This is a genomic window from Flindersiella endophytica (assembly GCF_054779015.1).
On sequence record NZ_BAAGYY010000041.1, the window covers coordinates 230,027 to 245,228 of the forward strand.

8 protein-coding genes are annotated in these 15,202 nt (G+C 69.1%); 3 read left to right on the top strand and 5 right to left on the bottom strand.

Features of this window, described 5'->3' with window-relative positions; translation table 11 throughout:
• The first annotated feature begins 5 nt into the window (after positions 1–5).
• Both ACYVF6_RS41990 and ACYVF6_RS41995 read left to right on the top strand, forming a co-directional pair.
• Positions 6–1,931: a DUF6519 domain-containing protein gene (locus ACYVF6_RS41990; protein ID WP_460531146.1), complete on the top strand. Its 1,926-nt coding sequence runs from the start codon at positions 6–8 to the stop codon at positions 1,929–1,931.
• A 27-nt stretch (positions 1,932–1,958) separates the two neighbouring features.
• The gene (locus ACYVF6_RS41995) at positions 1,959–4,610 is read left to right on the top strand and encodes a vWA domain-containing protein (RefSeq protein ID WP_460531149.1); all 2,652 of its coding nucleotides are present in this window, start codon (positions 1,959–1,961) and stop codon (positions 4,608–4,610) included.
• Here the strand turns inward: ACYVF6_RS41995 and cydC are convergent.
• The 4 genes from cydC to ACYVF6_RS42015 are packed head-to-tail and all read right to left on the bottom strand — an operon-like array spanning position 4,577 to position 10,276.
• Positions 4,577–6,313, bottom strand: coding sequence for an amino acid ABC transporter ATP-binding/permease protein (gene cydC, locus ACYVF6_RS42000; RefSeq protein WP_460531152.1), 1,737 nt, complete (start codon positions 6,311–6,313; stop codon positions 4,577–4,579). The genes ACYVF6_RS41995 and cydC overlap by 34 nt on opposite strands.
• Complete coding sequence (locus ACYVF6_RS42005; RefSeq protein WP_460531155.1) at positions 6,310–7,803, bottom strand: ABC transporter ATP-binding protein/permease; 1,494 nt, start codon at positions 7,801–7,803, stop codon at positions 6,310–6,312. Before ACYVF6_RS42005 ends, cydC begins: the two co-directional genes overlap by 4 nt.
• Complete coding sequence (gene cydB, locus ACYVF6_RS42010; protein WP_460531158.1) at positions 7,803–8,834, bottom strand: cytochrome d ubiquinol oxidase subunit II; 1,032 nt, start codon at positions 8,832–8,834, stop codon at positions 7,803–7,805. Before cydB ends, ACYVF6_RS42005 begins: the two co-directional genes overlap by 1 nt.
• Before the next feature lie 32 nt (positions 8,835–8,866).
• Complete coding sequence (locus tag ACYVF6_RS42015) at positions 8,867–10,276, bottom strand: cytochrome ubiquinol oxidase subunit I (RefSeq protein ID WP_460531161.1); 1,410 nt, start codon at positions 10,274–10,276, stop codon at positions 8,867–8,869.
• A 435-nt stretch (positions 10,277–10,711) separates the two neighbouring features.
• On the opposite strand from ACYVF6_RS42015, the gene ACYVF6_RS42020 reads away from it, so the two are divergent.
• The gene (locus tag ACYVF6_RS42020) at positions 10,712–13,507 is read left to right on the top strand and encodes a heparinase II/III family protein (RefSeq protein WP_460531164.1); all 2,796 of its coding nucleotides are present in this window, start codon (positions 10,712–10,714) and stop codon (positions 13,505–13,507) included.
• Here the strand turns inward: ACYVF6_RS42020 and ACYVF6_RS42025 are convergent.
• The gene (locus tag ACYVF6_RS42025; protein ID WP_460531168.1) at positions 13,461–14,993 is read right to left on the bottom strand and encodes an MFS transporter; all 1,533 of its coding nucleotides are present in this window, start codon (positions 14,991–14,993) and stop codon (positions 13,461–13,463) included. The genes ACYVF6_RS42020 and ACYVF6_RS42025 overlap by 47 nt on opposite strands.
• Positions 14,994–15,202 lie beyond the last annotated feature (209 nt).

The following is a 15,202-nucleotide window of genomic DNA, read 5'->3' on the forward strand; positions in this document are numbered from 1 at the left end:
ATCGCATGGCCACCATCACGCCGAGCACGTTCGATCCGCTGCTCGCGCACGTCAACGTCCGGCTCCAGCAGGGTGTGCCCGTGGTGGACGCGGACGTGAACACGCTCGACGACATCCGCAAGTTCGAGTTGCGCGCGTTCCTGAAGTGGTACGTCGGCGACGGAGTGCCAGACGGCAACGACGGTTACCGGATCACCGGCGGGCTTTCCAACGACGTCACGATCCGCGCGGGCCAGCAGGGCCCGACGGTAACGCTGCCGAACGTCGAGACCGCGCTACGCCAGGTCGGCCGGTTCATCGTCGACGGCCTGGACGTCATCCTGCGAACGGATCTGCTGTTCTCGGCGCAACCGCTGCATGCGAACCAGCCGGGCTCGTCCGCACTGGCGGCCAGGCTCGGCGTGCCGGTCATCACACCGCTGACCACGCCGGGGTCCGACGTCCAGATCCTCGTGGAGATAGACGTGTGGGAGCGGCTGCTCACACCGGACGAGGATCCGTCGCTCGTGCACACCGGGCTCGGCGTGGAGACGTGCGCGCGCACCCGCCGCGAGTGGGTCGTGCGGGCGTACCCCGCATCGGCACCGGAGGCACGCCTGACCGGTCACTCGTACGCCACGCTGGCACTGATCAACCGGATCGGCGGCCAGGCGACCATCTCCGACCGGCAGATCGTCGACGCCCGCCAGCGCCGGCTCCTGATGCCGCCGGCGAGCCTGGTCGAGGACGTGCTGGGCACCGACCCGTACGACTATCGTGCCGGGATAGGCCGGCCGCCGATCAGCATCCGCGACGCCGTCAACGCACTTCTGGCCGGACAGCTGCCCACCACCGAGGACCTGCCGGTCTCACCCGCACCCGGCTCGGACCAGATCCGCAGGGCGTTCGTGCTCGACACTCTCGGCGGGCTGGCGGCATTCTGGACCTCGCCGCGGGTGGGCAGTGTGAACCAGATCTTCGGTACGCGCATCGACCTGGCCACGCCCGGGACCGGCTTCCTGCCTGCGGTCCCGATCACGAGCGGCACGACCCACGAGCAACCGACCGCAGTGCCGTTGCCCAACGGTGAGTTTCTCGTGGCGTACCAGAACGGTGCGCTCGGCGAAGGTCCCACGGACGTGGTGTTCAAGCGCGCGACGCTCTCCGGCCTGCCCGGCGCCTCGGAGCAGATCCTCTCGGCGACCACGGGCACGGCCGACGAGACACCGTTCGGCGTGCTCGCCGGCGACATCGTCACGTTCTTCATCCGGCAGGACAACTCCGACACCTGGTTCTTCCGCCGGTACCGGCACACCGACAACACCTTCGTTGACACCGCTCCGGTGGCGCTCCCGGCCCCCGCGGGTACCGGTGTCGCGGGCGGCCTGCACGCTGCGGCGGCTGGGGGAGTGGTGTGGTTCGCCTACGTCACGAACGCGACCAACACCATGACGATGGGCCGGCTCACACCCACCGCACCGGCCAACTCCTCCTCCGCCGTGGACCACATCATCCCCGCGCCACTGGCCGGATCAGAGCCGTTCGTGGTCGGCGTCAGCGGCACCGAGGCGATGGTGCTCTACAAGGACACCGGTATCAAGGTCGTCAACGCGTCGAACGGGTCCTGGAAGACCGACCCAACAGACATCGTCACAGTCCCGAACAGCAACGCCGACATCCAGCCCGCCGTCGCCCGGGACGCCAACGGGACGGTGTTCCTGCTGACCACCCGGCCCGTGGCAGCGGCCAGCAACGAAATCTTCCTGCGCCGGCGCGACCCCGCCTCACTGGTCTGGGGCTCGGCTCAGCAGGTGATCTCCAACCCGTTCAACGACCAGAACCCGCACCCGGTGCTCGCGCCAGGACAGGGGATCTGGGTCCTCTGGCGAAGCGACCGGCCCGGGCCAGGGAACTTCGACCTCTTCGCCAAACGCATCGTCACCGCCATCTAGCGATCAGCACATCCGAAAGAAGACACCATGCCAGCCATCCAACCGAACACCCCGCTGGAGCCGAGTTACAACATCGCGGGCTCCAAGGCGTTCGTGGCCAACGTCCAACTCAACTTCAACGACATCGCGCGCAACTTCACGATCTCCTTCCCCGACCCCGCGCCGGCCGGGCTGGCGATCGAGTTCGCCCGGATCACCGCACCCGGCGGGTCGCTGGATCTCATCGCGCTGGCCGCGACCCCCGGGCGGGTGGACGACACCAGCATCCCGGGCCGCGCCGTCAGGGCGTCCAGCAGCAGCGCCGGCGGCATCACGTCGCTCACGTGCAACATCCAGGACCCGTCCGAAGCCGGGGTGCTCAACGAGCACTACGAGATCCGCACTTCCGCCGGCGGTCCGGTCGCCTGGGCCTACACGGTGGACAACGCGGTCATCTCCCGCGTGATCAGGCTCGTGTGCGACCCGGTGGCCTCCTACAACGGCCTGCCCGGCAGCCTGCTGGAGAAGGAGCTCCTGACCCTGACGGCGAACAACGCCGTCGGGCCGTCTGCGACGCCGACTGTCGTACGCAACACGAGCACGGCAAACGGGCTGATCGTGCTGCCGGCGCCGGTGCCGACGTACCGGTTCGGGTTCGACGCCCCGATCTCGATCCTGGGGCTGCCGTCGCAACCCCAGACGAGTCAGTCCTATCAGCTGGTCGACGAGTTCGACGAGCCCGTTCCGCTTCCGGGTGTGTACGCGCCGACACCGGTGCCGTTCACGGTGGACGTGGTGTTCCCGAACATCGGCGGCGCGGCGCTCCTGACCAACCGCGGCACCGCGAACTCGACGATCAACGCACGGCCGCAGCGAGTCCAGCTCATCCTCGACCGTTCCGGCAGCATGGGTGCAGAGCACCGGTGGGACAACGCCAAGACCGCGGCCCGGATCTTCATCAACTTCTTCGGGGAGTTCCGCGCCGGGGTCAACGCCGACGATCTGATCGGCGTCACCGTCTTCTCCGATCCCCTCCAAACGTTCCGCAGCTCCGATCCCGCGGGCCCGCCGTTCATCACCGATGTGATCCCGCTGGACTCTCCCGACAAGGTGGCCAGCGGCGACCTCGGGCCGGGGGTCTTCGGCCTACCCAACAACGCCACGCCGATCGGCGACGGCCTGTACTTCGGCCTGCAGAAGCTGCAGGAGCGGGGATTCCCGCCGAACGTCCACTTCACCGTCGCGCTGATGTCCGACGGAGAGGAGAACTGCGGGCGGATCAAGATCAGTCCCGGTCCGGATCCGCTGGGCGGCAACCCGATCACGTTCGACCAGGCCAAGCAGGAAGCCCCCATCCGCGAGATCATCAATTCGGGTGCACTGAACCTGTACACGATCGCTCTCGGGTCGGCGCCGAACTTCCCCGTGCTCGACGCCCTGGTCGCCAGGAGGCACTTCGTTGCCGCTCTCAACGTCTCGAACCTCATCAACGGCTACGCGACGATGTTCAGCGACTCGCAGGAAGCCAACAAGCTGGAGACGCGACGTAACCGGGTCGACACGGATCCGCCTTCGTCGACCGAGGTCTTCTTCGACACCACCCAGGCACAACGGTTCGGCGTGGCCGTGCTGAAGAAGCTCGACGCCGCACCCACCGAGGTGATCGACGCGGTGGAGATCGCGCTGTTCGACGGCCAGGACTTCCAGGTCCAGGGCATCAACGCGATCGAGTTCGAGGGGCACTTCTACATCGGCGTGCCCAACGCGAGCGCGTTCGGCGACGACGGCAGCGCGACCTGGCGGATCCGGCGTTTCAACAACGGGACGGCCCAGCCGATCGTGCCGGAGGACGTCATCGCGTTCGAGGACCTGCACGTCAAGTCCGCGTTGTCGCTGGACAAGAAGAGCTATCTCACCGGCGAGGAGATGAAGCTGGCCGTGGAGATTCGCAACGACGCCAGGCCCGTGCTCGGTGCGACCGTGCGGGCCGTCCTCGACGCACCCGCCGAGGGCACCGGCTCGCTGCTCTCTGCCCTGGATGCCGACGACCTGCAACGGCAGCAGCGCCGGATGGGTGGGGAGGACCAGCCCGCGCCTCGGCAGGCGATGATCGAGGCGGTGCTGGCCAAGTACGACTGGGACGGCCTGCCCCGCTGCAATCCCGACCCGGGCGGCCTGTTCGTCGACGGCTCCAGCGAGCTGCACGACGTCGACGGCGACGGGATCTACACCAACACCTTCGACAAGGTGAACGCTGACGGCGTATACAACTGGACGCTGTTCGTCAGTGGTGTGGACGCCGCCAACAAACCGTTCAACCACCAGCTGGACCAGTCCACGCTGGCCGCCGTCAGCATCAGCCGTAAGCGGACGACGATCCGCCAGGAGAAGCTGCGGGACCAGCCGCCCGGCTTCACAGCGGTGAAGGTGACCATCACGCCACAGGACGACTTCCGGGAACTGCTCGGCCCGGGCTTCGACAACGTCGTCATCTGGTCGATCCGAGGGGACGCCGTGTTCGAGCACGTCAAGAACAAGGTGCCGCCGCCGGTCAACACCGACGGCACGTACACCCGCACGGTGATCTTCCGGCGTCGCGAGCGGCCGACGCTGCTGGTGTCGGTGCGCGGGGTGATCCTGCCGACGATCGACCTGACCGACGAGCATCACCACTTCGACGACGATGACAGGGACGACTGAACGTTCTTGTGATCGTGGCCGATCGCGGCGGACGGGTGCCCTCGGCTCTGGCCGGGGGCACCCGTCGATCGCCGCCATACCTCGACGACCTCGTCGAAGGCGGCGAGCTCGTCGAGCCGGTGGGTGGCCATCAGGACGGTGCGGTCGGCTGCCGCGGCGAGCAGGTCGTGTACGAAGGCGGCCGCGGTTGCCTCGTCCAGGTGGGCGGTGGGCTCGTCGAGCAGGAGGACGGGAGCGTCGACCAGCAGGGCGCGGGCCAGCGCGATCCGCTGGCGTTCGCCGCCTGACAGGCGGACGCCGCGCTCGCCGACCAGGGTGCCGAGGCCGTCCGGCTGCTGCTCGACCCAGTTCGCCAGCTTGACCTGGCGCAGCACCCGGAACAACTCCGCGTCGCTCGCGTCGGGGTGTGCGATCCGGAGGTTGTCGCGGATCGAGGTGTCGAACAGGTGGGCGTCCTGTTGGCACACGGCGACCGTGCGCCGGAGCGCCGCCTCGGTGAGGTGCGGAAGCTCCACGCCGGCCAGCCGGATGGTGCCCTTCTCCGCCGGCAGGAATCCCAGCAGGGCGGCGATCAGCGTGGTCTTGCCGGCACCGCTCTCGCCGATCAGCGCGGTACGGCTACCAGGAGGCAAGGTCAGGTTGATGTCGTGGATTGCGTTGGCCGGAGCGTCCGGCCAGCGCACGTCGACGTGCTCGAGCTGGACTTCCACCGGCCCGGGCGGCAGGTCGCGCGTTCCCGCCGCGGCCGCCGGCCGTGGGGGCACGCTCAACGACCGCAGGCGATCGAGGGACCGGCCGCCACGTACGAGGTGCTGCACAGCGCTCGGCAGTACGAGGGTCAGCTCGAACGCCGTGAGCGGAACCAGCGCGATGACCGGCAGCCAGACCGGCGGCAGCTGACCCGACCGCACCGCGGGGATTCCCGCCAGCAGCTCGGCGACGACCGTTGCGCCGAGGGCCGCGGTCGCGAGTGCGTTGCCGAGACCCGTGCCGAGGGCCGCGCGCCGGAACAGTCCCGTCAGCGCCTGGTCGTGGGCATGAACGCGTTCCAGCCAACGGGAGTTGGCCCGGAAGGCGGCCAGGTCGGCTGCTCCGTCGAGCAGCTCGAGTACGGGGATCGCGAGCTGCCCTCGTTCCGGCGCGACTCGCGCCTCGGTACGCGCGGCGACGGCAAGCGTCACCATCGGTGCGACCACGCCGGCCACGAGCAGCCCGGCCAGCAGGACCAGGCCGGCCGCCGGCAGGATCGCGCCGAGCAGCAGCACCGATGCCGCACCGGTGCACACAGCGACGGCGATCGGCAGCAGGCCGCGGACGAGGAAGTCCTGCACCGCTTCGACGTCGTTCACCAGCCGGGCGAAGACGTCGCCGCTGCGCAGCTTGCCCAGGCCTGCCGGCGCGGTGCGCTCCAGCGCTGCGTAGACCTCGACCCGCCCACGTGCCATCACCCGGAACGCCGCGTCGTGGCCGACCAGGCGTTCGCAGTAACGGAGCACGCCCCGCCCGATGCCGAACGCGCGCACCATGACGATCGCCACGGTGAGGTACAGCACCGGCGGATGCTGCGCCGCCCGGGCGATCAACCAGGCGGCCGCGGCCGTCAGCCCGATCGCGCAACCCTGAGCCGCCGACCCGACCAGCGCGGCCGCGACCAGCCGCCACGCCTCGGGCCCGGCCGTCCGGGCCAGCCACCTGACGTTCATGCTGCCACCGCCGTCGGCGGCGCTTGCTCGAGGTGCACGATGTGGTCGCAGAGTTCCAGCAGGGCTGGGCGATGGGTGGCCAGGACGACCGTCCGGTCATGGGTGATGTCGCGGAGTGCCTCGAGGATGGCTCGCTCGGTGTGCGTGTCGACGCCCTCCGTCGGCTCGTCGAGGAGGAGTACGGGTGGATCGTTCAGCAGCGCTCGGGCCAGCGCGACCCGGCGGGCCTGCCCGGCCGACAGTCCGTTGCCGCGCTCGCCGAGCAGGCGGTCGAGCGGCACGTCTATCTGGGCGATCCGCGCGGCTCGGTCCACCGCGGCATCGCCTGCCGCCGGGTCACCGAGCCGGATGTTGCCGGCCACCGTGCCCGCGAACAGGCACGGGTCCTGCGGCAGCCAGCCGACCCGCTCCGGCCCCACCTGTTCGAGCAGGTGCCGGAGTGCCGTGGTCTTGCCGGCACCGTTGGGCCCGACCAGGCCGACCGTCCGGCCGGGCACCAGCTCGACCGCCGCGCCGGATGTACGCGCCGGCCGGCCGGGCTCGTCGAGTACGGCGAAGATCCGCTCCGCCGCGCCCAGCCCTTCCGCACTCGCGTGATAGTGCAGTCCGACCTGGCGCAACGGCAGGTACGCCTCCGGCGCGACGATCAGCACGAACAGCGCGGTCTCGAAGCCGAGCGTCCCGTCCACGACCCGCAGCCCGATCGAGACGGCGACGAGTGCGACGGAGAGCGTGGCGGCGACCTCGAGCACCAGCGCCGACAGGAACGCCAGCCGCAGCGTCGCCTGCCCGGCCCGGCGCTGCCGCTCGGCCAGCCGCCGGATCGTCTCGACCTGGATCCGCGAACGCCCGAACGCCTTCAGCGTCCCGAGCCCGGACAATACGTCGAGGAAGTGGTGCGTCAGCGACTGCAGCGTGTCCCACTGCCGGTCGATCCGTTCCTTCGTCGCCTGGCCGACCAGGATCATGAACACCGGGATCAGCGGCAACGTCACCAGAACGATGAGCGCGCTCTGCCAGTCGGTCGCGAGCAGCCAGGCCACCAACGTGAACGGAACCAGGCAGGCCAGCAGGAGCTGCGGCAGGTAACGAGCGAAGTACGCGTCCAGCGCATCGGTCCCGCGCAGCACCAACGTCGCCAGGTCGCCGTTGCGCTCGCCGGCCAGCCAGCGCGGCCCGAGCCGCGTCACCTGCTCCATCAGCTGTAGCCGCAAGATCGACTTGACGGCAGCCGACGCGCGGTACGCGACCAGGTCGGAGACCCACACCAGCAGGGCGCGACCACCGAACACGACCGCCAGCACCGTCAGGTCACCGGCCACCTCGCCCAGTCCGGCACCTCCGGCGAACACGGCCGCGATCACGCGCGCGAGGAGCAGGGCCTGCACGACGACGAGAACGACCTGTGCGAGGCCGATCACCGCCGACAGCAGCAGGAACGTCCGGCTCGCCGCCGCATGCCGCAGGAGCCTGCGGTCGACCGTTCCCATCAGCCGGCCGAGCCCTCGACGCCCGATCCGGCCGGCACCGCCGGAATGCTCTCGCGCCCGATCCGCTTCCGGAACACCCAGTAGCTCCAGCCCTGGTAGAGCAGGACGATCGGCGTGAACACGACCGCCACCCACGTCATGATGGTGAGCGTGTAGCCGGTCGACGAGGCGTTGTGCACCGTCAGGCTGTACGCCGGGTCGAGCGTCGACGGCATGACGTCCGGGTACAGCGCGAGGAACAGCGAGCAGACCGCGAACCCGATCGTGACCGCCGTACCGATGAACGCCCAGCCCTCCCGGCCCAGCCGGTTGGCCACCAGTGCCCCGACGAACGCGAGCGCCGCCACCGCCGCCACGAGCGGCGAGCCGTTGGCGCTTCGCGTGAACGCCGTCCACAGCAGGAACGCGACCGCGACGACGGCGGCCACCAGCCCGAGCCACCCGGCCAGTGCGTTGGCCCGCGCGCGGATGTCGCCGGTGGTCTTCAGCGCGAGGAAGATCGCTCCGTGCGTGGCGAACAGCGTGAGCGTGGTCAGCCCGCCGAGCAGGGCGTACGGGTTGAGCAGGTCGAGGACGTTGCCGGCGAACTCCGAGTCCTTGCCGATCTCGACGCCGCGCACGATGTTGGCGAACGCGACGCCCCACAACAAGGCGGGTAGCGCCGAGCCGAAGACGATCGCGGCGTCCCAGCGACGTTGCCAGCGCCGCTCCGGCCGCTTGCCGCGATACTCGAACGCGACACCGCGCAGGATCAGCGCGACCAGGATCAGCAGCAGCGGCAGGTAGAAGCCGGAGAACAACGTCGCGTACCACTCCGGAAAGGCCGCGAACGTCGCGCCGCCGGCGACGAGCACCCACACCTCGTTGCCGTCCCAGACCGGGCCGATCGTGTTGATCAGCACGCGACGGTCGGTGTCGTCCTTGCCGAGGATCGGGAGCAGCATGCCGACACCGAAGTCGAACCCCTCGAGGACGAAGTAGCCGACCCACAAGACGGCGATGAGGATGAACCAGACGGTTACCAGTTCCACGTCAGATCCCTTGCCTGTGAAGGTTGGAGAGCTCAGTAGGCGAACGCGAGTTCGTCGGACTCGCCGCTCGGCTCTTGGTCGTCGGCCTCGGGTGGGCCGGCCTTGGCGTACTTCACCAGGAGCCCGAACTCGATGACGGCCAGCACGCCGTACAGCACGGTGAACACCGCCAGCGAGGTGATGACCTCACCGGTGCTGACGCCGGGCGAGACGCCCGCCGACGTTTGCATCAGGCCGAAGACGATCCACGGCTGCCGGCCCATCTCGGTGAAGATCCAGCCGAAGGAGTTCGCCAGCAGCGGCAGGAACGGCATGACCAGCGCGGCTCGCAGCAGCCATCGGGACGTCGGTGTCCGCTCCTTCCCGCCCCTGGAACGCACTGACCAGAGGATCAGCAGCGCGATCAGAGCCGCGAGGCTCCCGAAGCCGATCATCAGCCGGAACGTCCAGTAGGTCACGGGGATGTTCGGCTTGTACGAGCCCGGACCGAAGCGTTGTTCGTACTCCGCCTGCAGGTTGTTGATGCCTTCGACCCTGCCGTCGAAGCTGCCGGTGGCGAGGAAGGACAGCACGCTCGGAAGCTTGATGGCGAAGACTTCCTCCGAGCCGTCCAGCGTTCCGATCGTGAACAGCGAGAAGCTCGCGGGCTGCTCGGTGTCGTAGAGCGCCTCGGCGGCAGCCATCTTCATCGGCTGTGTCTCGGTCATGATCTTGCCCTGGATGTCGCCGCTGACGAAGACCCCTGCCATCGCGACGATCGTGACGACAGCACCGACCTTGGCGGCGGACCTGAACTCCGCAGTGTTCCTGCCCGGCCGCCGGACCAGGTGCCACACAGCGATCCCGGCGACCAGCGCACCCGCGGTGAGGAACGCGGCGAGGATCGTGTGGGGGAACGTCACCAGCACGACCTTGTTGGTGAGGACGGCACCGAAGTCGTTCAGTTCGGCCCGGCCGGTCGCCTCGTTGAAGTGATAGCCGACGGGCCACTGCATCCAGGAGTTGGCGGCCAGGATGAAGTACGCCGACAACACCGTCCCGATCGCGGCCAGCCAGATGCAGGCCAGGTGGACCGCTTTCGGCAACCGATCCCAGCCGAAGATCCACAGACCCAGGAACGTCGACTCCAGGAAGAACGCCAGGAGGCCCTCGATGGCAAGGGGCGCCCCGAAGATGTCGCCGACGAAGCGGGAGTAGTCACTCCAGTTCATGCCGAACTGGAACTCCTGCACGATGCCGGTGACCACGCCCATCGCGAAGTTGATCAGAAACAGCTTGCCGTAGAACTTCGTCAGCCGCAGCCAACGCTCGTTGCCGGTGCGGACCCACGCTGCCTGAAACCCCGCGACCAGAAATGACATGCCAATCGTGATCGGTACGAAGAAGAAGTGATAGACCGTCGTGATCCCGAACTGCCATCGCGCCAGATCGAGCACATCCATGTCCGCGCCTCCACCAGCCGCCGTTCGCCATCGGTTAGGTGCGAACGGTCGCCCGGACGCACTCGGCAATCCTGCGTTGCGGACCAGGTCCACAGCTAGGGGCGACCGTCACGGTCTCCAGGGGCCGATTGCCCGAGCCGGATCCGGTCCAAACGGGCGGTCTTGCCCAGGCGGCGAACCACGTCCACTTTTCGGTCGAGTTCTCAAAGGGTGGCGTGGCCGTGGCCTACAAGGAGAGCGGCTGGGCGATGGAGCCGTACGTGCACTGCACCGGCACGACCTGGTGCCTCACGTAACCGTGTTCCGCGTCGCCGAGTGGACCTGAGCTTTCCGGTGGCTTTCTGATCGCTGTCCGGGCGCCGCGGCCCTGCCGTTCGCGCCGCTAGGCTCGGCGCCCGGTTCACGTGATCCGGCAGGAAGGTTTGGGGGATCGGCATGCTCGCACGTACGCGCGCCACTGTGTTCGCGGCGGCAACGGCGGTGGCTCTGCTCGCAGGGACGGTCGGCGCGTGGGCCGGTTCCACGTCGCTGGATCTGGCAGGCCCGTCCGACGCGGAGTTCTTCGGGCTGCTGGACTACGCCGGTACGCCAGGGCTCAGCCGGGTGAAGGCCGCGGTCGACAGCGGCGACTACGCGAAGGCTCAGCAGGAGCTGCTCGCCTACTACCGGAGCCGGCCGGCCAACGACGCCGGGAAGTTCAGCCATGGCGACTGGCCCGGCGCGAAGGAGCTGACCCCCGACCACATCTGGACGCTGGGCTCGGGCGAGGTCTACCTCACCACGCTGAGCCTCGGCACCACGGCGTCGACGCTGACGGCCGACGTCACCGGGACCGTCACCGGCGCGGGCGGCGGGTCCGCCGGCTTCCTGCTGATGAGCAGGACCAAGGACGCCACCACCGCGTACCTCAACAGCGGCGAGCAGACCTCCGGCCGGCCCACGTTGCGGCTGACGCTGGCGGACGGCACACAACGGACGCTCGTCGCCACCGACGACACCTATATCAAGGCCGGCACCGACACCGGCACGGTGTACGGAGCGCAGACGCTCCTGCGGGTCCGCGACCAGGGTGCCGGACCGTTCACGGCCGAGACGCGCAAGGCGTACGTGCAGTTCGACCTCGCCGGTCTCTCCGGCGTGCGCAGGGCCGAGCTCGCGCTGACCGGCCGGGCGGACGCGGCCGGCAAGCAGGTGATGCTGTTCAGCAACGCCGAGACGTTCGACGAGCGCACGCGCACCTGGAACACCACCGTGCAGAACACCTACTCCTGGCAGGGCGATCCCGGTGGTTTCGACTGGCTGCAGCCGGCCGGAGCCGACAAGGAGTACGGCTACCAGCTCGCGCGGTTCTACTTCGCCGGACCGCTCACGACGGCGTACGAAACCACCCACGACGAGAAGTACGCCAGGGCGCTGATCGGCCTGATGCACGACTTCATCGCCGACGCCGACGGCTACGACACCACGTACGGCGCCGGCTCCTACCCACGCAGCCTCGACACCGCCCGCAGGCTGGAGAACTGGCTGGCGGCGTACGAGGTGCTGCGTACCAGCCCGTCGCTGGACGCCGAGACGAACACGCGGATCCTGAAGACGATGTACCGGTCCGGCGCGTTTCTGCGCGAGAACGTCAACGGCAGCCCGAACTGGATGCAGACCCAGAAGTTCGCGCTGCTGCGAGCCGCGACCTACCTTCCGGAGTTCACCAGCGCGGGGGACGCGCGTACCAACGCCGCGGACTTCCTGGCCGAGCAGCTCGACGAGTCGACCTACGCCGACGGTGGGTACCGCGAGGCGACCAGTGCGTACGCGCGCGGCTACGTCGCCCAGTACATCGAGATCGTCGAGCTCATGCAGGCGCACGGAATCGCGTTCCCCGCAAGGGAGAAGCTCCGCAAGCTCGGGCATTTCCTGATGGACCAGACCATGCCGAACGGCTACACCGCGAACTACGGCGACAGCGGGAGCCAGGACCAGCGGTCGGTCCTGCGCAGGCTCGGCGAACTGCTCGACGACGCCGAGCTGATCCACGCCGGAACATCCGGCGCCTCGGGAACGAAGCCGGCGCACACGGCCGCGTTGTATCCCGACACCAGGGTGGCGGTTTCCCGGTCCGGGTGGGGCGCGGGCGACTCGTACCTGCGGTACAACATCGACCGCGGCAACCACAGCCACCCCGACGAGCTGGCGCTGTCGGTGTTCGCGGGCGGGCGCGAGCTGCTGGTGGACCCCGGCGCGTACACCTACAGCTCGGACCCGCGCTCGGAGTGGCTGCGCAAGAGCACCGAGGCACACAACACGATCGAGATCGACGACAAGCCGCAGAACTCCACCGCGGCCGGCGCGATCACGCACTTCGTCACCAATCCGGCGTTCGACCTGATCAGCGGCAACACCGAGGCGTCGGCGGGCGCGTGGCACGCCAGATCCGTGCTGGCGTTGCGTTCCGGCGTGTGGCTGGTGTCCGACCAGCTCCGGCCGAGAGACAGCGGGGTGCACCGGTACGAGCAGAACTGGCACTTCCTGCCCGAGGCCGGGCTCGGCCTGGCGGGCACGTCGAAGGCGACGGTGACGGCGTTCGGGACGGGCGCGAACCTCACCGTCGTGCCGGCGGATCCGGCGCGGCTCAGCGCCTCCGTGCGCGACGGGTACTACTCGCCGGCCCTGTACCACGTCAGCGACGCGAAGTACTCCTCCTACGTCAAGCAGGTCGCGGGCCGGACGACGTTCGACACGCTGCTGCTCGCCTCGAACGGACCGGCCGACAGCGCGGCGCGTGTCAACCGGCTCGCGGTCGGCTCGCTGTCTCCGGATCTGGTGACCGCGCTCGACCTTCGCTACGGCGACGGCAGCCGCGGCACGTACTACAAGTCGTGGGCGACCAAGGCCATGCGTTCGTTCGGCACCTACAGCTTCGACGGAAAACTGCTCTACGTCGAGGAAACCGCCGGGGGAGTGCCGCGGTCGATCGCGCTCTACGACGGTGCGACGGTCAAGCGGGGTGGCAACCTGCTGCTCGAGGCACCGGCCGCGGTCAACGACCTCGCGGTCACGTACTCCGCCGACGGTTCGACCATCCGGATCGACGGTGACGCGCTGACCGCCTCGACCGATCCGGCCAAGGCGATCGGCATCGCCGCGCCGAACGCGAGCAAGGTGCTGCTGAACGGTCAGCCGGTCGAGTTCACCCGTTCCGGCGGCCTGCTCTACGCCGCGGCCGCCACAAGCTGAGGACCCGCGATCGACTCGTGGGGATCGGCTCTGGCGCGGCGCCGGCGTGGAATCCGACCGCGGCCACGATCACGCCGAGCAGGGTGAGGCCGCCGATCAGGGCGAACGCGGCGTGGAAGCCCCCCAGACCGGAGCCCGTGACCAGCACGGTCGCCACGATGGCGACGCCGGCCGCGCCGCCGATCTCGCGGAGAGTCTCGACGAGGCCGGAAGCCAGGCCCGCGGCCGACTGGGTGACGCCGGCCAGCGCACCGATCTGGATGGCCGGGCCGCAGAGTCCAAGGCCGAGACCGGAGAGCAGGAACGCCGGCAGCAGGTCGGCGAGGTACCCGGCATCGGCAGGTACGCGCGCCAGCCACCAGGCGGCGGCCGCGACCAACGACAGGCCGGCGACCAGCAGCCACCGCACACCGATCAGCGAGGCGAGTCGCGAGCCGGCCATCGCGGCCACGAAGACCGTGGTGGTCGTGGCCAGCCAGGCCACGCCGGTCTTGGCGGGGGAGAAGCCGAGCACCTGCTGCATCAGCAGCGAGCCGGCGAAGATGAACGCGAGGAAGCCGCCGAACGTGAGGAACCCGGTGACGTTGGCGGCGACCAGCGTCCGGTTGCGTAGCGTCTGCAACGGCACGAGCGGGGCAGTCGAACGTGCTTCGATCCGAACGAACGCGACCAGCAGCGCAACGGCTGCGGCGAAGAACACCAGCGTGGAAGCCGAGAACCAGCCGTGCCCGGAAGCGTGGTGCAGCGTGTAGACGAACAGCAGCAGGCTTCCCGTGACTGTCGTCGCGCCGCCGATGTCGAGCCGCTTCGTACGGTCGGCCGCCCGGTCGGGCGCCAGGAACACCAATGCAAGCACGACGAACAGTGCACCGGCCGGAACGTTGATGAAGAACGCCCAGCGCCAGCCGGGACCTGCTGCCAGCAGGCCGCTGGCGACGACGCCGACCGACCCGGCGGCACCGCCGACAGCGCCGAAGATGCCGAGTGCGCGGTTGCGCGCCGGTCCGGCCGCGAACGTGACGGCCAGCAACGACAGCGCCGCCGGCGCGATCAGCGCGGCGCCGAGTCCCTGTACGGCCCTCGCCGCGATCAGCAGTCCCGCGTGGTGTGCGGCACCGGCCAGGAACGACGAACCGGTGAACACGACGAGGCCGGCGAGGAAGACGCGCCGGCGGCCCAGTTGATCGGTCATCCGCCCACCAAGTAGAAGGAATCCACCGAGCAAGAGTCCGTACGCGACAACGACCCACTGCAAGGTGCCCGGGCTGCCACCGAGGTCGCGCTGGATCGACGGCAGCGCTACGTTCACGATCGCCGCGTCCAGGCCGACAATCGCCTGGGCGGCGCACGCCAGCGCCAGCACCAGACCGCGCCTGACCCGCCTGACTCCGCGCACTCCGCCGACTCGGCGAGACGTCGCCGGCTCATCGCCGACTCGGACAAGAGTGCTGGTAGTTGCCTCGGGCATGGTTTCGATGTGCGACATCGCTCGCTCCTTCGTCAGATCGGATTTCGCCCAACCGACGAAGGGGGCAGCCCAGGATCGACAACGGGCGCGGAATCGGTCCAAAGGAACGCGCCGAGGGTTCTCCGGCTGTCCCATTCCGGTCTCGGAATACGTACCCATAACCTTGCCGAGCCGGTCGGCCGCTGCGATAGTCATATCCGATATATGGCGCTCGAACTCCACTATGC

Excerpts from the sequence above, each read along its gene's own strand:
- ACYVF6_RS41990 (WP_460531146.1), top strand. The coding sequence starts at position 6 with ATGGCCACCATCACGCCGAGCACGTTCGATCCGCTGCTCGCGCACGTC.
- ACYVF6_RS41995 (WP_460531149.1), top strand. The coding sequence starts at position 1,959 with ATGCCAGCCATCCAACCGAACACCCCGCTGGAGCCGAGTTACAACATC.
- cydC (WP_460531152.1), bottom strand. The coding sequence starts at position 6,313 with ATGAACGTCAGGTGGCTGGCCCGGACGGCCGGGCCCGAGGCGTGGCGG.
- ACYVF6_RS42005 (WP_460531155.1), bottom strand. The coding sequence starts at position 7,803 with ATGGGAACGGTCGACCGCAGGCTCCTGCGGCATGCGGCGGCGAGCCGG.
- ACYVF6_RS42015 (WP_460531161.1), bottom strand. The coding sequence starts at position 10,276 with ATGGATGTGCTCGATCTGGCGCGATGGCAGTTCGGGATCACGACGGTC.
- ACYVF6_RS42020 (WP_460531164.1), top strand. The coding sequence starts at position 10,712 with ATGCTCGCACGTACGCGCGCCACTGTGTTCGCGGCGGCAACGGCGGTG.
- ACYVF6_RS42025 (WP_460531168.1), bottom strand. The coding sequence starts at position 14,993 with ATGTCGCACATCGAAACCATGCCCGAGGCAACTACCAGCACTCTTGTC.